Origin of the sequence: Oceanobacter sp. 3_MG-2023 (assembly GCF_030688925.1) — a bacterium.
Classification (GTDB): Bacteria; Pseudomonadota; Gammaproteobacteria; order Pseudomonadales; family Oceanobacteraceae; genus Oceanobacter.
Genome location: NZ_JAUYVX010000007.1, coordinates 74029 through 93788, shown reverse-complemented (window position 1 = coordinate 93788; position 19760 = coordinate 74029). Strand labels below are relative to the sequence as shown.

Annotated in this window: 13 protein-coding genes; 5 read left to right on the top strand and 8 right to left on the bottom strand. The window is 52.9% G+C overall.

Translation table 11 applies throughout. The annotated features are described in order from the left end of the window. Positions 1 to 21: 21 nt before the first annotated feature. Both Q8W32_RS08410 and Q8W32_RS08405 read left to right on the top strand, forming a co-directional pair. Positions 22 to 1005, top strand: a complete 984-nt coding sequence (locus tag Q8W32_RS08410) for a serine/threonine protein kinase (protein WP_303432161.1) — start codon at positions 22 to 24, stop codon at positions 1003 to 1005. A gap of 105 nt (positions 1006 to 1110) precedes the next feature. Next, positions 1111 to 1608, top strand: a complete 498-nt coding sequence (locus Q8W32_RS08405; RefSeq protein ID WP_303432164.1) for an outer membrane beta-barrel protein — start codon at positions 1111 to 1113, stop codon at positions 1606 to 1608. Positions 1609 to 1742: 134 nt separating this feature from the next. Here the strand turns inward: Q8W32_RS08405 and Q8W32_RS08400 are convergent, their stop codons facing one another. The 3 genes from Q8W32_RS08400 to Q8W32_RS08390 are packed head-to-tail and all read right to left on the bottom strand — an operon-like array spanning position 1743 to position 7787. Further along, positions 1743 to 3104: a DUF1329 domain-containing protein gene (locus Q8W32_RS08400; RefSeq protein WP_305414509.1), complete on the bottom strand. Its 1362-nt coding sequence runs from the start codon at positions 3102 to 3104 to the stop codon at positions 1743 to 1745. A 33-nt stretch (positions 3105 to 3137) separates the two neighbouring features. Continuing rightward, positions 3138 to 5012: a DUF1302 domain-containing protein gene (locus tag Q8W32_RS08395; RefSeq protein WP_303432168.1), complete on the bottom strand. Its 1875-nt coding sequence runs from the start codon at positions 5010 to 5012 to the stop codon at positions 3138 to 3140. Between the two features lie 51 nt (positions 5013 to 5063). After that, on the bottom strand, positions 5064 to 7787 hold the full coding sequence (locus Q8W32_RS08390) for a hypothetical protein (RefSeq protein WP_305414508.1): 2724 nt from the start codon (positions 7785 to 7787) through the stop codon (positions 5064 to 5066). 424 nt (positions 7788 to 8211) lie between these two features. Here Q8W32_RS08390 and ppnN point away from each other — a divergent pair, with 424 nt between their 5' ends. Beyond that, the gene (ppnN, locus tag Q8W32_RS08385) at positions 8212 to 9594 is read left to right on the top strand and encodes a nucleotide 5'-monophosphate nucleosidase PpnN (RefSeq protein WP_303432172.1); all 1383 of its coding nucleotides are present in this window, start codon (positions 8212 to 8214) and stop codon (positions 9592 to 9594) included. A gap of 22 nt (positions 9595 to 9616) precedes the next feature. Here ppnN and Q8W32_RS08380 read toward each other — a convergent pair whose 3' ends face one another. The 4 genes from Q8W32_RS08380 to Q8W32_RS08365 form a co-directional block, all read right to left on the bottom strand. Then, entirely contained in the window at positions 9617 to 11032 is a 1416-nt protein-coding gene (locus tag Q8W32_RS08380; protein WP_305414507.1) for a hypothetical protein, read from the bottom strand. Between the two features lie 344 nt (positions 11033 to 11376). After that, positions 11377 to 13239 carry an alkaline phosphatase PhoX gene (locus Q8W32_RS08375; RefSeq protein ID WP_303432175.1) on the bottom strand — a complete coding sequence of 621 codons (1863 nt, stop codon included), beginning with the start codon at positions 13237 to 13239 and terminating at the stop codon, positions 11377 to 11379. 365 nt (positions 13240 to 13604) lie between these two features. After that, the gene (locus tag Q8W32_RS08370) at positions 13605 to 15116 is read right to left on the bottom strand and encodes a fumarate hydratase (protein WP_303432177.1); all 1512 of its coding nucleotides are present in this window, start codon (positions 15114 to 15116) and stop codon (positions 13605 to 13607) included. Between the two features lie 163 nt (positions 15117 to 15279). After that, positions 15280 to 16035, bottom strand: coding sequence for a hypothetical protein (locus Q8W32_RS08365; RefSeq protein WP_305414506.1), 756 nt, complete (start codon positions 16033 to 16035; stop codon positions 15280 to 15282). A gap of 390 nt (positions 16036 to 16425) precedes the next feature. Between Q8W32_RS08365 and sodB the strand changes: the two genes are divergently transcribed. Continuing rightward, on the top strand, positions 16426 to 17010 hold the full coding sequence (sodB, locus tag Q8W32_RS08360) for a superoxide dismutase [Fe] (protein WP_303432180.1): 585 nt from the start codon (positions 16426 to 16428) through the stop codon (positions 17008 to 17010). Between the two features lie 138 nt (positions 17011 to 17148). Continuing rightward, positions 17149 to 17757, top strand: coding sequence for a nucleoside triphosphate pyrophosphatase (locus Q8W32_RS08355; RefSeq protein ID WP_303432182.1), 609 nt, complete (start codon positions 17149 to 17151; stop codon positions 17755 to 17757). A 117-nt stretch (positions 17758 to 17874) separates the two neighbouring features. Here the strand turns inward: Q8W32_RS08355 and gspD are convergent, their stop codons facing one another. Beyond that, on the bottom strand, positions 17875 to 19758 hold the full coding sequence (gspD, locus tag Q8W32_RS08350) for a type II secretion system secretin GspD (RefSeq protein ID WP_303432184.1): 1884 nt from the start codon (positions 19756 to 19758) through the stop codon (positions 17875 to 17877). Positions 19759 to 19760 lie beyond the last annotated feature (2 nt).

The following is a 19760-nucleotide window of genomic DNA, read 5'->3' as shown; positions in this document are numbered from 1 at the left end:
GAATCCAGACGAGGGCCGATTATGTCTACCACACATCCTTACGCCAACCTGACCCCGGAGCGGGTGATGGATGCCATTGAGTCCGTAGGCTATCTCTGTGACGCCCGGGTATTCCCGCTGAATAGCTATGAAAACCGGGTATACCAGGTCGGCATCGAAGACAGCGAACCACTGATCGCCAAGTTCTATCGCCCCGATCGCTGGAGCCGTGCGGCGATTCTGGAAGAACACGCCTTCATGTTTGATCTGGTCGAAGAAGAAATTCCGGTGGTTGCCCCGATTCAAATCGATGGCGAAAGCCTGTTCTACAGCGAGCCGTTTCTGTTTGCCTTGTTTCCACGTCGTGGTGGTCATGCCCCGGAACTGTCCTCCAATGCCGACCTGGAGTTGCTCGGTCGCTGGCTGGCGCGCTTGCACCAGGTAGGCAGCTGGAAGAACTTTGATCATCGCCCACTGATTCTGGGAGCTGAGGATCTGGCCCAGGCCGCCGACACGGTACTGGCCTCAGGTCATATGCCTCTGGACTACCACGCTGTTTACCAAAGCATCTGGCCGCAACTGGTAGCAAGCCTGGAGCAACAGATGTCTTCCAGGTCGTTCCGTACCATCCGGTTACATGGCGATTTACACCCCGGCAATCTGTTATTACGTAATGAACAGCTGTGGATGGTCGATTTCGATGATTGTTTACAAGGCCCGGCCATGCAGGATATCTGGATGTTGTTGAGCGGCGCCCGTGACGAACAGGTGTCCCAGCTCAATGTGATTCGTAACGGCTACGAGATGTTCCGCCCCTTCCCTTATACGGAACTTTCACTGGTGGAGTGCCTTCGAACCATACGCGTAATGAAACACGCCGCCTGGTTGTGCCAGCGTTGGGATGACCCGGCCTTCCCTATCGCCTTTCCCTGGTTTGACAGCCACCGCTTCTGGTCTGAACACATCCTGACCTTGCGCGAACAGCAGGCCGCGCTGCAACAGGAGCCGTTAGTACTGTTTGCCTGAACTGTTTGCCTGAACTGTTTGCCTGAACCAGCGCCGGGCCAGCCGGGTCTGTTATGGCAGTGATACGCTCACTTATTGTTATCTAACACGTGTTAAGGAATTATTATGACTCGTTTAATGCTACCCACTCTCCTGCTGCCCACGCTGTTCTGCGCGGCAACGGCCGTTCAAGCCGATGGCATGGACACCAGCAAACTGTATCTCGGTGGCAGTCTCTCCTATAACACCATTGATTCTCCGTTCGGCGGTAGCAGTGCCGATGCTGGAGGCCTGCAGGGATTGGTCGGGTATGACATGGGGTCAATCGATGGGGGCATTCACACCAGCATGGAGCTGGGTATCAGCCAGACCGATGACTTTGACAACACCGATGAGAGCATCAGCGGCCTGTGGATTGCGGCGGTTGTGGAAAAAGACCTGCCGGAAATCAATCCGGAGTTATCCCTGATTGGTCGGGTTGGTATTGATGTCGGCGATGACGATGGCATTCTGACCGGCGTCGGAGTGGGTTATCGGCTGAACAGCCAACTGCAAGTACGCGGAGAGTTTGTAAACAAGGATGCTTCCAATCAATACCTGGCCAGCTTGGTGATTCATCTCTGACGCTCAGGTTTCCGCCAAAAAAAACAGCGCCGTGTGAGTACTCACACGGCGCTGTTAAGCAAACGTTATGGATCGTATTGCCAGCAATGACCACGGGGTCATCTGCAAGCGGTGGTTACCTTTGGCCTATACAATCAACGGCGACCAGAACGACGCAAGGCCGATGTTGAATAGTCCCGGGATGAGCGCTCGCCACCAAATACAAACGAACCCTCTTCCTCATTATCCAGTCCCAGTGCCAGATAACGGCCAGAAGTCAGGTCGTACAACACTTCCAGTCCGTACCATGGCACAGTGGCGTTGTAGTACATCACGCCATGCCCTTCTGCTACCCGCCATAACAGGCCACGACCGTCATAATGATCAATCACTGCCGCCTGCCAGGAATCCTCATCGATATAGAACACCCGCTTGGCATAGACATGGCGCATACCGTCTTTCAGCGTCGCTTCCACCTTCCAGACCCGGTGTAATTCGTAACGGGTGACATCCTGGTTGATATGACCGGGCTGAACGATATCGTCATATTTCAGCTGGCCAGACTTCAGCTTGTAGCTGTTATAGGGAATGTACATGTCCTGTTTACCCACCAGCTTCCACTCATAACGGTCAGGCGCACCGTTGTACAAATCGAAGTTGTCCGAGGTACGCATGCCGTCAGACGCGGTTCCGGGGCTGTCGTAGGCGATGGCAGGAGCACGGCGCACCTTGCGCGATCCGGCGTTATAGATCCACGCTTTACGGGGTTCTTTAACCTGATCCAGAGTCTCATGCACCAGCAGCACATTGCCCGCCAAACGCGCCGGTGACAGTACATCCTGCTTGAAGTAGAACAGGACGTTGTCATCCTTGTCGGGATTATAGTCGGTCAGCTTGTCCCTGAAGGTAAACTCTTCCTGAAAGCGTACCAGTGTATAGGCACCGTTTTCCTGTGGTGTCACCTGACCAATGGTACGTTCAACACTGCCACCACGATAACGGACGATATGGTTCCAGATAACTTCCAGACCATTGGACGGTATCGGGAATGGTGTCCCCTGAACGTAATTTTCCAGGCCGTTACCGCCATCCACCAGCTTGGTGGCTGTGGCGTTACGGGCGGTTTCCTGATAAATGCTGTCGCTGTAGGCCGCAGTCCGGTGAGTCGGGTACACCGGCATGCGATAACTATCCGGATATTTCTCGAACATGGCTTGCTGGCCATCCGATATGTGATCGGCATACTGTTTGTAATTACTGCTGTCGATCACAAACAGCGGCTTTTCATCGGTAAAAGGATCGACCAGTTTGCCGCCTTTGGTGTACCCCGCAGGAGGCTGTAACAGCCCTCCTGTCCAGGCTGGAATATCGCCGGATGCGGCCTTGTTGGCTCCCACCGGTGTCAGTTCTTTACCCAGTTTGGCCGCTTCTGCTGCCGGGACGGCTGCTTCAACTGCCAACATCGGCAGTGACAGAATCAAGGCACTGCCCAGTACGCGAATCGTTGATTTGATCATGCTGTATTCCTCGCTTGTTCCGCTGGCTGCCAATTAAAATGAGTAGGCTGCAGACAGGCTGATATTGTCGCGGTCTTTCATGGTGTTGTAATCGCCACCAGAGTAGTTGCTGTAGCTCACGTCAACCGACGTGGTGTTCAGGTATACAAAGCGTAGCCCCAAACCTGTGGTCAGGCGGTTATCAATAAACTGGGCACCCGGCTCCGGGCCATACCCCTTGTCATACGCCAACGAGATAATCGGAGTGATATTCACCCCGGCCAAGGCATTGTTGTAGTCGAACGACATACGGAAGCGCACGCCCCCGGACAACTGGGTCACATAACCATCGTCAGTACAGTTGTCGGTGTTGGCATTCTGGCCGCTGTTGGCTTCGTCCGTCCCTGGAACGGTATCGGCCGTACAGAAGTTGGTATCTCCGGCGGCGCTGTAAACGCCATCGTTGTTACCGATGCCATAGGCACCGGAACGGCCATAACGTGCATCATCGGTATCGGGCAGATCAGGAATAAAGCTCACCCCCACTTCGGCCACCAGCGCCGCCCGATCAGCACCCAGTATCCGGTCCAGGAAGGTGATATAGGTTGCCTGGGCCTGCCACATATCAAACTCGTCGTAACCAATGGCAAACTCACCCGACAGATCCGTTGGATCACCACCGGCTTCCGCCAGTCGTTGTTGATACAAACGGCTATAAGGTGCGGCGTTACCCGCCAACAACAGCTCGAAGGCATTCCACTGCAAAGGCATATCTGGACGATAGCTGACCTCACCGGATATGGAAGCGCCGCCTTCCGTGGCCCTTGCAAAGCTTAACCCCATGACCTGAATGTCTTCCGGGTAGGCGATCTGGTAGAGCGGATAGTTACTCTCGTAGGTGGCATCGGCGTTGTAATAACTGCTGTCGGATTTATTCACCACCACACCATTAATAAACGGCAAGCGGCTGTGAATATTCATGTAGTAAGCACCAAATTCCGTGTCACCCAGCGCTTCGGAATACCAGCGAAAGGCCAGACCGTACTGGCCAGAGTCTTTGGGTTCACCATCTGGCAAGCGTTCGGCCACCGGCGCCACACGCTCAGACAACGGCTGGTTGTCGGCCACTTCCTGATCCCGTGCCGCCAGAATATCCAGCTCGCTGGACGTGCCCGACAAGATCACCGGGCCACAGCCATCAGCGACAAAGTCCGAGCTTGAGAAGAGCGTACCGCAAGGGTCAGTACGGGTTTTTTCCCACTGCAGCTGATAAAAAGCCTCTACCGACAGGTCTGGCGTCAAACCGACTGAGGTATACAGCATATTGACGGGCAGCAAGCCTTCTTTCAGCTCAGCGCCCGGTTTGCGGAAGGCCGAGGCATCCACCGGGTTAATGCTGTTGATACCACCCTGGATAAAGGTGCTCTCACCCCAACTTAATACCTGACGCCCCAGGCGCACCGATACCGGTGTTTCACCGAAATCAAAATCCCCCCAGACGTAGGCATCCAGCAGGTCGTAACCACTACCGGCAGCGTCTTTGGTTTCATCACTGAGGTCTTTGAAATCGGTTGAGTCATTCATGATGGCGTCATCGTAAAACGCCCGCAGCCGAAAGAAGCCACCATAGTTTTCGTAGCTCATTTCGAGGTCGGATGTCCACTTGATCACCCGGGTGTAGACATCACCTTTGCCATAATTCAGCGTACCGTCGTCATAGTTATACGATGAGCCAGATGCACTGTTGCCCGTAGCCGCGCCGTTACCCGGCATGATTTGCTCTGCCCCCGGCTCTTCCAGTCGCCAGGCAATCCCGGCGCTAATGGTGTTGTCCAGACGCATGTCGACCGCGCCCACCGAAAACTCGGTAGCCTGGGCTGAAGTGGCTGCAAGAGCCGAAATGGCCAGAGCCAATGGAAGCTTTTTCATAGCGTGCCCGCCTGTATTCTTATTATTCATAGTCGCCTCGGTTTCTCAGCCTTATTCTGTCACTGCTTCAACAATACCCGCGCCGTCATCGACCAGAGTCGGAGCAGCAGGATCGTCAAACAGGCTCACAATATGGTTGGCGATAACACCAAAGGTCGCCGCCGTTTCTGTCGATGCATCATTGCTATCCGGTACTGCCATGGAGCTATGACTGCTCAACTCATCGGCAAGACGGAAGGCAATCTGTACCGGACTGCTGGCCGACAAATCCGAGGAGGTATCCACCAATGTGGCACCCAGTACATCGATCAGTGGGTCGGTACCCGCCAACGGCGCAGCATCCACCGCATTGGGAATCACGTGATCACCGACGGCTTCGATCAGCGTATAAGGCGTTCCGGTCGCAGTCAGTTGCGCGGCATAGTTAACCGGATCAGACGCATCGACGGTAGCCTGGTACACGTACAACAAGGATTCATAATCTGACCCGCCCTGGGTGAGATTAAAGCTGTCCGGGTCGGTTAGTCCTGCCACAATCGTCGGGCCATAAGCGTCTGAGCTTTCCAGCATCTTCGCCAATCCGCCCCCGGGCACCCCGAACACTGCCGCTTGAATCGGATTCAGCGCGCTGTTGCCAGCTGCGTTAGCCGTCAGGGTGTTGGCGTTATTAATCGCCACGTATTCCGTCCCCACAATGGCACCCAGTGAGATACCGGCAAAATAGATATGGCTGGCATCAAAATCCGGGGCACTGTTTAACACCCCATTGCCGTCGCCATCAATATCCATAAAGGGAATCGAGGCATTCAGGTTAAGCAAGTCCATCACTGCCTGACGGGTGTTATCCCGGGTGGTCTGGAAGCGGACAAAGTTGATATACAAGGAGCCGGAGCTGTTGGCCGAAGCATCGGTGGCGCTGACGGCTGTCGGCGCCACGCCATCTGCGGTCAAGCCAAAGTGGCGCTGACTGTAGGTTTGCGCCGTTACTATCTCGGTGACTTTTTCCAGTAATGCCGTCGTGCCGTCGGTTTGTGCCAGCGCGTACAGGCTGGAAGCGCTGTTGTCACTGTTCTCACTGCCTTCGACAACCGCCAGAGCCGGTACGGCGGCAAATTCAGCCCCCAACAGCGCAGACAAATCGACGGTGTCGGTCGGCATCACACCGTGCAAGGGCAGATCAATCGCGACAGTGGCATAGCAGTTCTGGGCGAACTGGTCGGCCAGCGGCAGAGTATCCAGTCGCTGGGAGTTCAGGCCGTGCTGGTAAATCACCACCGGCCAGCCAGTGGCCGGTTTTTCACAACTGGCGACAGGTTCAACCACCAGTACCGGGGCCGATACCGTGCCTTGGGCAGCAGCAAACGGAAACAGGTCGGTGACGTTTTCTGACGGTGCGGTATAAGTCGCAGCGGTAGCGGCATCAGCGCCCAGCGCCAGCTGGATATTACTGATCACTTCCGCATCCGACTGCCATTGGGAGGTGATCACATTGGCGGCGCTCAGCTGTTGCGACAAACAGCTATCATCTGTATCGCTTGTCGGCGTACAGGCATAACCACTGGTTGGGTCTTCGCCACTGTAAGCACCATCCGGCGCGCTGTGATAATAAGGTAATTCGATACGACCACTACGGAAAGTCGCCTGCAAGCCGTCGGCCAGCAACGCAGAAGGTACTGAAGCGCTGCTGCTGAAATCGGTTTTGCGGGGGGCCGGGGCCGGTAAGGTCGATAACAGCGCATTCCCCTGAATCAGGGCCGTCGCTGCTTCGGTGTCGCCACTGGTCATCATGGTGACAGTGGCCATTTGGGTTGTGGCATCATCGTCGGTGGTATTCAGGTAATGCTGCACCAACGCCGGAATATCCTTGTTACTCAAGGCGCTGTTGGCATTGCCCGGTGCGGCCATCGCGTTCATCACCGACGTTGAACCACCGGTAGTGAAGGTATAGGCCAGAGCGACATTCACGTCGTTACGTTGCAATACGCTACCGACAAAACCCTCTGCCAGCTGCTGCCAGCCTTCAATCGCGACTTTGGCGGAGGCCAGCTCATCAACGTAGGCATCCAGATCCGGGTCAGACAAATATTTGTATTGCGTCGAGGCATCAATCTGGTTGTCGTTGGCACCCAACAGGCTGTCGAGCACAACCACCAGATAACGGGTACTTTCGAGCAGCGGTTCTTCGGGGCTGATACGCAGCACGTTGTTATTCAGGCTGCCATCGGTATAACTCACCACCTCGGCACGAATGGCCGGGATATCCTGATACAAATACGGCGAACTACTGACCAGGCTGCCCAGTTTGGGGCCACCGTCGTAGTTCAGTGGTACCAGATAAACCGAACCGCTCGGTACCTCGGTCGATAATTCACCATCAAAAGCGATATCAAACGGAGCCGTTGCCGAGAATCCATCCAGATCGTTAATGGCATCATAGACCGGGTTGTAGTCTGGATTGATGCTGCCTGTCGCCGTCAGCGGCTCAATGTCTTTACCCGCTTCATAATACAGCGTGCCATCGGCATCGGTGGCATCAACAGCCGAACCATCATCATTGGTTGGGTAGGTCTGGAACAGAAAATCGATATTCAGCGGCAGTTCTGACGTCGCCGGATTAAACACCGGAGAAACAAAGGCATCCAGACTGTCACCGCTACCGGCCTGCACCGGTGTTTGATCAACGTCACTGTTACCATCCACACTGCTGATGTTGCAGCCAACCAAGCCTGCGGTTGCTGCCGCCATGGCCAGACTGAGAATCGTCTTGTTAACCATATTACTACCTGTCGTTTTATTGTTATTAGTGCTGTGACCCAGCAAGGAAACATCCTCTGTCACAGCGATGTCACAACTGTAAGAGGAATATAATCTGCCCAAGCAACCACACTCATCCCTCCAAAGTATGATTCCGCTGAGAATGCCCATTCCTTTTGTAATTATATGTAACAAAAGTAATGCGATCTGACGACACAAATGATCATCAAGGATCATCAGCAGTATCTACAAGCGTAGACAAAGAACCTTGATTCGGGAAAAAATCTGCTGGATTTCGGCCGTCATCCGACGCTAAAACCGCGCTCCGTAACCACACACCCCCTGCAACACCGCCGGCAACACCATGCACGGAACACAAATACGGCCGATTCCTCACAGGTGTCGTATAGTAATAATACGACCGACGGCAGGAAATAATCGCATTATGAGCAGCTACGAACTGATTCACCCGAAAACTCACCTGCGTGTTTTATCGCGCTACGAAATTCAACAGCTACGCGATGTCAGCAGCCAGGAGCACGATCTGGTACGCCGTTGTTGCTACGCCGTCCTGAATGCTGGCAGCCAGAGTGACAGCTATATTGATATGGAAGCGGCCTATCAGCCGTTCGATATTCATTTTGAACAGGAAGATCGTGGGCTGGTATTACGACTGGTCAACCCGCCTCCCAGTGCCTTTGTCGACAACGACATTATCCGCGGTGTGCGGGAGCAACTGTTTTCGGTCTTGCGCGATGTCCTCTATGCGCAAGATTCCATTATCAAGCCCCAGCGCTTTGATCTGAACGACAGCGATGGCATCACCAATGCGATTTTTCACTTGCTGCGAAATGCCGATGTACTCTGCGCCGACCGGCTGCCCAACCTGGTGGTGTGCTGGGGGGGACACTCCATTCCCCGCAATGAATACAAATACTGCAAGGAAGTTGGTTATCACCTCGGCCTGCGAGGCCTCGACATCGGTACCGGCTGTGGCCCGGGCGCCATGAAAGGCCCGATGAAGGGTGCCACCATCGGCCATGCCAAGCAGCACAATCGCGACGGTCGTTATATCGGCATTACCGAGCCTGGTATTATCGCCACCGAAGCGCCCAACCCCATTGTTAATGAACTGGTCATTTTGCCGGATATTGAAAAACGTCTGGAAGCTTTTGTGCGCATGGCGCACGGCATTGTTATTTTCCCTGGCGGGCCAGGCACGGCAGAAGAATTGCTGTATTTGCTGGGCATTCTGACGCACCCGAAGAACATCACACTGCCCTTCCCCGTTATCATCACCGGGCCAGAAGAAAGTGGTGACTACCTGCGTGCCATTGACCGTTTTATCGGTACCACTCTGGGGGCACCGGCCCAGGCCCGTTACCAGTTGATCATTAATGACGCCCAAGCGGTTGCCCAGGCCATGAAGACAGGGATTCACAGTGTCCAGCTCTGGCGCCAGCAACAAAAGGATGCCTATTTTTTTAACTGGTCCTTGCACATCCCGGCCGAATTCCAACACCCGTTCGACCCCACTCATAAGGCCATGTCTGCTCTGAATCTGTCCTTCGATGCACCGGGGCACCAATTGGCCGCGGATTTACGCCGTGCCTTTTCTGGTATTGTCGCCGGCAATGTTAAGGCCGCTGGCATTCAACGGGTACAGGAGCATGGCCCGTATCAGTTACAGGGTGACCCGAAAATCATGGAAGAAATGAACGCCTTGCTGGCTCATATGGTCGCGAGTGGACGTATGAAGATGACCGGGGAATATACCCCGTGTTATGAAATTACAACCGCTGACGATGCTGTGCAGAACGACCGTTAGGCCATCCTGCACACACGCTCAGTCAATAGAGGTTCAATACTTCAGTGATACCAGTAGGGCCGTACAGCTCCACTTCTTTATGCACCACATTCATAGGAGTGATTACCGCATCCCGTCCCAGCTTGTAGCTTTGCTCGTCGACAATGGCCTTATACGCCTTGTTCAACGTCAGGGCCCTGTCACGACTTGGCATCAGCAGATAGCTGACATCGGTTTTCAAACGCTCGAACGCTTCTGGTTTTTTGCTGCCATCCGAATGGAAGAACTTGTTGAGCACCTCGTCGTTGGTGCGGAATTCATTCCCCGTTGGATTGTGCTCCAGATAAAAAGCGTACTCTCCCTGACCGTCTTCACGGACATGATCCTTAACGCCTTCAAAGCCTTTTTCCATCCAATGGTACCAGCCATTCTGGAATGAATGCCCGGAATCCAGTTTGCGCGTAAAGGCGAAAGTTGAGTCATTGGTCGCCCCAATACCGGAGTGGCAGCCAACACAGAAGTAGTTTTCTTCGTAACTTTGTGGTCTTAGGTCACCGGCCTTGTCTTCAATAAATCCTTGATACACCCAGCCCAGAGGAACAATCAGGCCTTCTTCCATATTACCAATAACCGTTTTGGTACGTTCCGGGAAGTCGTAGCGTTCTTTCTCTTCTTTTTCCACATAGCGCTGCAAATTAAAATAAGTGCGCCAGCTGGCTTTACGGCCATATCGAAGCTCTTTCATCCGTGGAGCAATACTGGTTTTACCCTGATCATCCACATCGATATAACGCACGGTATGTACAAACTCTGTTCCTTCTGGATATAAACGTGCCGCCAAATGCACCTGTTTATTTTCCAGCTGTTTTTTGGCCTGACCCACATAGCTCATATAGATTTTGTCAAGTGGGGCCCATTCATAACGAATTAGATGGCTTTTACCAAGCTTTCCATCTTTATTCAGATCAACGCCATAGCGATTTTCATCCACTTCAGGGATAACCACATCCTGCTGCTTCATCAGGCTTTCCACAATGGCCAGGTTGATTATGTAGGTTTCCTGATCATATTCCCCCGGCTTGAGTTCACGAAACGCTTCAGGCAAGCGAATCAACACGTCGTCCGTTGAACCGTTGGTTGGCATAAAGGTACCCAGAAACGGATAGTAAGCAAATACACGCCAGCCTGTCGGGTTGCCAGAAGGGTCATGATCAAATCCCTGATTATCGAAATCGAACCAGACATCCGGGATATAGCCATCCCATTGACCGTTTTTGTTGCGATCCCATTCTGCAGGGACATTCTTCAATTTCTCTGCCAGATAAATCTCACCATGACGACTGGCGTAGTTATCCTCTCGTACATAGCTCAGGATATCTTCATCACTGATATTTTGAATAGCTTGGGTACGATCTTTAAAGACATTCATCCAAGGGTTATTAACCCCGGGTTCGGGCATGTTATAGGCCACCTGAACATCAATATCACTAAAATAATTAGGTTCTTTGCTCTCGGTATGACAGGCATAACAAGGGTTATAAGATCCACTGTCATCTACCGGGTCGGTATAACACTGAGGTAGTAAATAAGGAGTCTTGTTATCAAGGCGATCCGCGGTCAGGTAATCACTCACCTGCTTTTTTACAAGACTGCTATTTGACGAGGTTTCAGCAACGACATCAAACGCTAGTAATCCAGCAACCATAGAACCGGACGTTAACAACAAATGGAAAATTCTCACAACAACCTCACAAACGGAAAAAGGGCGGGTCTCCCCGCCCTTATAAACTCATACTGATATTATTACTCAGCGATACCAGGGAAAGGACCAACATAACCGGTATAAGCCATGTCTTCACCAGCACCTGTGTCCATATCGCGATCAGACTCACCATATGGATGCTGAATAACCGACATCAGATAAGCCCAGCCATTGATGTTCGGGTACCAGTAAGGAGACGTGGTTTCTGCACCGTAAGGCGTAGTCTGGATACGAGTCAGTGATTCATCATCAAACTCATAAGACCAGATCACATCATTCTGGTGACCAGAACCCGTGTCTTCACCGATAATCAGCTTGTCGTAGCCAGACATGTACGTCACGTTGTCCGGGTTGGCGATGCCATCAATATGACAAGAGTTGTTATCTGCGAAACCAGTCACTTGCTCTGACTCAGAAACAGGAACACCTTCTACCAGTGAGTACATAGAGTTGGCAACGTAGTCAGAGCCGATGTCTGTATCTGCTGCTACATCCAGCTGATAGACGATGCCACAATCATTGCTTTCAGCCAGCTGAATGTCACCGCTGCTATCGCTCATGCCACTACCAACACTGGACATGCCAACGTACAACTTGCTACGAGTTGGATCGAACGTAACGCCTTCTTCTTTCTTGAATTCGATGGAAGCACCTTTTATCGCAGCATAACGACGGGTTTCCATACGAGAGGCCTGAGTTTCCATACCTTCGATCACTTTCAAACACTCAGCACCACCGCTAGCAGTATCCACGTAAGTGAAGCCGTCAGTTGCGCAAGCACCATCCGTGACATCTTCGCTGTCAAACAGGTCAGTGAAGGTCAGCTGTTCTTGTGTATCAGTACCAACAACATAAGGTTTCACATCATCATCAGATGCGTGGCCCAAGTCGATCCAGCTGATGTCTGCCGTTCCGCCATTATCAGCAGAAGTCTGTGTCCACTTGGCGGCGTACAAAGTACCAGCGGTCAGATCACCAGCGGTATCCGCAACAAACATATAGAAGCCAACGTTGGTGCCGTCATCTGTCATATAAGTTGTTTTGGAATCTGGCATTACATAAGCCAGCTCAAATGCCAGACGACCCATGGCGTAATGCTTGGTCAGATCGGTAGATGCATCTTCAGAGACTTCGATTTCGATATTCCAGCCGTAAAAGTACGGGTTCCAGGAAGCTTCGTCCTCGTAGTAGGACAGCATGCTACGTTGGCCGCTATCCGGGTTACGGGCATTCGGTTCATATTCTTCAGAGGCCAAGTGAGTGGTCCATGGAGTAACAGAAGCTGCACAATGTACCCAACCACCGTTCACACCAGACTGATCAATCTGCTTCATACTTTTAACAGACAGAGCGCCAGTATCGTCATCCTGATTCAGTTCCATCAGGAACATGGCTCCAGGAGTAGATTCCATTTGAGAAACAGAGAACAACTTGTCACCGATAGGCAACAGTGACGTGTGTTCGTTGCTGTTGGTGACGTTGATGCTACCGTCAGTGCTTTGCAGCACAGTGCCGGATTCATTAATCAGCTGTCCAAAAGTCACACCATTATAATCGGTACCGGAGCGTGCCAGCGTGTTAAAAGAGCCACCAAAGGTGCCTTCTCCAACAGTGGCTGTAGCAGCGAAAATAGCGCGCTTGTCAGCATCGGTTGCAGGTGCATCAACACCTTCAAACGTCAGCTCAGTGCCGTAGGTTGCGGTAGTATGATCGGCTACGGTCAGATCGGTGCCATCAACACCATCGGTACCGTCAACACCGTCAACACCGTCGGTACCGTCAACACCATTGGTACCGTCAACACCATCAGTGCCGTCATCACCATCTGAACCGCAAGCAGACAAGCCAGTAGCCAAAACGGCCATCAGCAATGCTTGTAGCAGTGCATTTTTCTTTAGTTCCATAACGCTCTCTCTCATCTTTTATATGGATGTTTAGTGCGGCACAGGCTAGCTTCGAAAAATGACAAATTAAGTGAGATTTCATGTCAAAAAAAAGACATTATTGTGACGGTCGTTAGCAGGTACCTGCTGACGAAAGTGGATGGACTCATGTGGCAGTGGACGCGGAACAGGCAAATGCCCCCGGATCTGATTTACCTCTCAGAGCAACACAGTGGCGAGAGGACTTGATCGGATCAACGATACTGTAGAAGCCAGAGAAGAGTAAAGAAATAAACAACGGGTGTCAGTTTTGTCAACATATGTCAAACACAAAATAACCGGCGTTGCGAACACGCAAAGCCGGTTATTCGGTCACATAAGCGTGATCAATCCACTTCTTTCGCCGCAATACGGGCTGCCCACTCAATCGGGCCAGTCATGTGAACAGATTCACCTTTGGTATCCACGGCAACTGTCACCGGCATATCCACCACGTCGAACTCATAGATAGCTTCCATACCCAGGTCATCAAATGCCAGTACCTTGGCCGCACGAATCGCCTGGGATACCAGATAAGCAGCACCACCTACGGCCATGAGGTACACCGCTTCGTTGTCCTTGATGGCCTCAATCGCCAGAGGGCCACGCTCGGATTTACCAATCATGCCCAGCAGTCCGGTTTCTTCAAGAATGGTGCGGGTAAACTTGTCCATACGGGTTGCGGTAGTCGGGCCAGCCGGGCCAACCACTTCTTCACGTACCGGGTCGACCGGACCCACGTAATAAATAAAGCGGCCTTTCAGATCCACTGGCAGCTCTTCACCACGGGCCAGCATTTCCACCATACGTTTGTGGGCCGCGTCACGGCCAGTCAGCATCTTGCCGGACAAGAGTACGGTTTCGCCGGTTTTCCAGTCTTTTACGTCTTCTGGTGTCACTGTGTTCAGATCCACACGACGTACGCTGTCACCCACTTCCCAGCTGATTTCTGGCCAGTCTTCCAGCTTCGGTACCGGCAGTACTGCCGGGCCAGAGCCATCCAGCTCAAAATGCGTGTGACGCGTTGCTGCGCAGTTAGGAATAATGGCAACCGGCTTGTTGGCTGCGTGTGTCGGATAATCTGCCACTTTCACATCCAGAACCGTGGTCAGACCACCCAGCCCCTGGGCACCAATCCCCAGCTTGTTGACCTTTTCGTACAATTCCAGACGTAGTTCTTCGGCACGATTGCTGGCACCACGCGCTTGCAGCTCCTGGATATTGACCGGCTCCAGCAGCGATTCCTTGGCGATTTCCATGGCTTTTTCTGCTGTGCCACCAATACCAATTCCCAACATGCCTGGCGGACACCAGCCAGCGCCCATGGTCGGGATTTGCTTCAGTACCCACTCCACCACATCGTCAGACGGGTTCAGCATGGCAAACTTGGACTTGGCCTCAGAACCACCGCCTTTGGCTGCCACGTGCACGTCAACGGTATTACCGGGTACCAGCTTCATGTGAATCACGGCAGGCGTATTGTCTTTGGTGTTGGTCCGCTTGCCGTCCGGGTCCGCCAGCACGGAAGCGCGCAGGACGTTGTCCGGGTTCAGGTAAGCACGGCGCACACCTTCGTTACACATGTCTTCTACCGACATGTCGCTTTCAAATCTGACGTCCATACCAATGGTCAGGAAAACGGTGACGATACCAGTGTCCTGACAGATCGGGCGCTTGCCCATGGCACACATACGAGAGTTGATCAGAATCTGGGCCATGGCGTCTTTGGCGGCCTTGGACTCTTCACGCTCGTACGCGGCGTGAACCGCATCGATAAAGTCTTTTGGGTGGTAGTAGGAAATGTACTGCAACGCATCAGCGACGCTTTGGATCAGGTCTTCTTGCTTGATCACTGTCATGGTGGGTTCTCTCTCTGTGCTCTCTCACGGGTGCCCTGGCTCCGTCTTGCGACAAAACGCTCAGCAGTGCAATGCGCCAGACCGATGCTGGCGCGAACGGTGGCCGATTGTACCCGAAGGAACAAGCGGCTCAAATGCGCTAGACAACGCCTTTAGTCACATATCACTTCGTGGCGGCGGGCGCGTGTAACGTGGTGATACGTAACTCGACCTGACGTAATTGCTTACGCAGGCTGTCGATTTCCTGCTGACGACTGGCCAGCGATGTTTTCAGACTGGCGACATTCCGGCTCGCCATTTGTACGGCCTCGCTGTTCTGGGCGATACGCAGCTCGGATTCCGGCAAGGATAGCAGCCCCGCTTCGTTGGCCGAGACTCGCTCAGACAAGGCACTGCTCGCCAGTTGCTGCTGTTCCAGCAGCGTTTGTTGTTCTGTCAGGCTGGTCTCTATCCTTGACTGGAGCGCCTTCAGCGACGCAATGCTTGCAGCAATGGCCTTTTCATTACTGGCAATCAGGCCTTTGTTGCGCTTGTTGGCCACATCCCACAATTTGCGAATTTCGGAATCGTGTTCTTTTAACAACACCTTCAGCGCATCCAGCGACAAACTGGCGTTTTCACCAGTAGCAGATAATCGCTCGTTCAGCAGCTTCAGATTGCTCGACTGCTCCTCGATAATCTGTCGGGCTTCCAGCAGTTCATATTGCTGTGCCTGCAGCATTTTAAAAAGGTAGGCACCACCCCCAAGGGCAGCCAGCGCCAGCAACACAGCGACCACCGCCAAGCCGGAGGAGCCACTGGGTTTACTGTCAGCTTTGGCCGGTGATGTACGGCGCGGTTTGGTTTGCCGCTGACGCATTTCGATATCGTCTTGCGATGGTTTGATATCAGGAATAAGCGGTTCTTTAACGTTGTCCATAAGGATTTCCGCAATTGGAGATCAAAAAATAAATGGCCCGCAGTATACAAACATTAGCGCTGAAATACTGATGGGACTGGAATTTTTCCTCCGCGTTGCCGCCCGGGCGGCCAGCTCACCACCACGCCAGCAGCCACGACCACAGCCGGAGCAACAGACCCCAAGCAACAGCACGAAGGACGGCGACAGGCGGTACGACAACATAAACTCACCATCATTCATGGCAACCATGCTCGATAGATATTCACTATCAGTAACACATAGCCCCTCTGCCCGCGCCGGTGTTATCATGCTGCGACTTCGGAAGGCGGGATGGAGCCGTTGAATTATTTTTATAAAGCCCCATCTACCCCTGAATGCAACCACCCAGCCTGATAATGGAGAACGCTCATGGCTTTCGAACTGCCTGCTCTGCCATACGAAAAAACTGCTCTGGAACCTCACATTTCCGCAGAAACCCTCGAGTTCCACCACGGTAAACACCACAACACCTACGTCACCAAACTGAACGGCCTGATTGGTGGTACCGAATTTGAAGGTAAAACCCTGGAAGAGATCATCAAGTCTTCCTCCGGTGGCGTATTCAACAACGCCGCTCAAATCTGGAACCACACCTTCTACTGGAACAGCCTGGCACCTAATGCCGGTGGTGCTCCAACAGGTGCAATTGCAGATGCAATCAACGCTGCCTTTGGTTCTTTCGAAGAGTTTCAAGCCAAGTTCAACGACATGGCTGTCAACAACTTCGGCTCCAGCTGGACCTGGCTGGTGAAAAAAGCAGACGGCACTCTGGACATCGTCAACACTTCCAACGCCGCTACACCAATCACAGAAGAAGGCCTGACGCCTCTGCTGACGGTTGATCTGTGGGAACACGCCTACTACATCGACTATCGCAACGTACGCCCGGATTACCTGAAAGGTTTCTGGGCTCTGGTGAACTGGGAATTTGCGAACGCTAACTTCGCTGCCTGATCACCACGCCAATAAAAAAAGGAGCTTCGGCTCCTTTTTTTATGTCAACACGTTACTGACACAGGCATACCATCAGCGACCAGCCACTACGCTGACGTCCTGGCGTTGTTTGTTTTCTATCACGCTGCCGGAGTTTCCATGCAACTGTTACTCGCCTCTTCATCCCCCTACCGACGCCAACAGCTGGCCCAGCTGGGCCTGCCGTTTGACTGGGCCAGTCCAGATATTGACGAAACCCCATACCCTGATGAAAGCGTTGATGCCTGTGTGCAGCGGCTCTCCGAACAAAAAGCACGGGCACTGGCAGCACAATACCCGCAACACTGGATCATCGGCAGCGACCAGGCCTGTTCTCTCAATGGCGAAGTGGTCAGCAAACCGGGGAATCATGAGCAAGCCCGGCAACAACTGTTGGCCAGTTCAGGCCAGCGTATTTGTTTTTCGACCGGTGTGGCCTTGTGGCGTGCCGGTGAAATCACCAGCGCAGTCGAGCATGTTGAGGTGCAGTTCCGGCCATTGTCTGCGGAAGAGATTGAGGATTATCTGATGCTTGAACAGCCGTACGATTGTGCTGGCAGTTTCAAGGTTGAAGGCTTGGGTATCCATTTGTTTGATGCCTTGCACGGGCGCGATATCAACAGCCTGATCGGACTGCCGTTGATTCGCTTGTGTGACCTGATGCGTGCGGCCGGGCTGAATCCTCTGGGTCTGGCTGCCCATTACCGCAAGACGACTCGTTTGGCATAACAGCAAGCGACATCAACAAACAGCATCAGCGGCAACAAGAATAACGGCAAGCCGTTCCCCGGCACGGGGAACGCTCTATCAACAATTATCGACTAATGGTTGTTTGGCTAACGGTTGTTAAGGACGTCCATCAAACAAACGTTCAAGCGAGGCATCAATATCATCACTACCCAGTTGATCGGATAACTCAAACTCCCAGATACCATTGTACTTCTCACGGGTCACGTCACGGGATGTCTCGGCACTGTTCACAATGGTCGGACGCAGGAACACCATCAAGTTACTTTTGACATGCTCACTGCTGGATGAACGGAACAGCCAGCCCAGTACCGGAATATCCCCGAGCAGCGGCACCTTGCTGGTGCTTTCGACGATATCATCACGAATCAGTCCCCCCAGTACGATTGTTTCTTCGTTACCGGTCAGAATCATGGTTTTGATCGAACGCTTGTTGGTAATCAAATCGGCGCTGCCCGAAACGGTCGTGGTTGATACCGACTCTGCGGTGGCTTCCACTTCCAGACGAATGGCAGTGCCATCATGAATATGTGGTTTTACCTTCAGCGTCACACCAATATCTTCGCGGGTGATGGTGGTAAAAGGGTTGGAATTACTGCTGGATGATGTCGAGCCGGTAATAAAGGGCACGTTCTGGCCAACAATGATTTCCGCTTCCTGATTGTCCATGGTCATGATGCTCGGCGTCGACAGCAGATTGGTATTGCTGTCGCTTTGCAGCGCCTGCAGAATCAGGCCAAAGTCCAGCAAGCCATTGTCCTCGCTGTAAGCCCCCAGGGTCAGACCACTGCTGACGGCGCTGGTGTAGGTCTCCGACGCAATGCTGGTGGCAATGGTACTGAGCGACGGCCCGGCATTGCTGAAGTTGGTCATCGCGACCGGGTTATCCAAATCGCCGGATATCCATTGCACCCCCATTGCATCACTGACGTCACCAGTGACTTCCACAATTGCAGACTCAATCAGCACCTGGGCACGGCGCACATCCAGCGATGCCACCAGCTCCTGGATTTCTTTCATCAATGATGGCTCTGCACGTACGACCAGCGCGTTCAGCTCTTCATCCGCATGGATACCCACCGTACCTTTCACCTGTTCGGCGTCTTTATCGCTACTGGTGGCTTCGCTCATCAGGTTTTTCAACAAATCAGCCAACTTGGTGGCATCTGCATATTGCAGGCGAATCACCTGGGCCGTACCACTGAAATACGACGGCTGGTCGAGCTGTTCAATTAATACCCGAATACGGTCACGGGCGGTTTTTTCACCTTTGATAATCAACCGGTTACTGCGCTCATCGGCCACAACACGGATGGTGCCTGCGGTGTTATCGCTTTCTCCGTTACCTTGCACCACCTTGGATGGGTCCAGGCTTTGCAACATGGTAACAACATTCCCCACCCAGGCCTCTTTCAGCTGCACCACTTCCAGCTCATCGTTGCCGGATTTATCAAGCCGGTCGATGATCTGCTCGATACGACGAATATTCATGGCATGGTCGGAAATAATCAGCGCATTGGCAGACTTTACCCCGGCGAGATGGCCGTATTTGGCCACCAGCGGACGCAAGATAGGCACCAGATCCAGAGCCGGGGTATTCTTGATCATGATCACCTTGGTGAGCATTTCCTGGCTGTCGTTGGTTGATTGCGTATTCAGGTCACGGCCAACCTGCTTGACCTCGTTTTGCTGCACAATCAGCACCACGTCTCCTGCCGGAACCGCGGCATAACCGTGTACCTGCAGCACGGAAAGAAACAGTTCATACACCCCGGTAGAATCCAGTGCTTCACTGGTCAGGACGTTGACCTTGCCTTTGACACGCGGGTCAACCACAAAGCTTTTGCCGGAAATGTCCGCCACCTGGCTGATAAAAGCACCGATATCGGCTTCTTTCAGATTGATCTGCCAGCTTTCCTGGGCACTGACCGTAAAGCTCAGCGAGACCAGGACAGCCACTACCCAATGTTTAAACACACCCATAT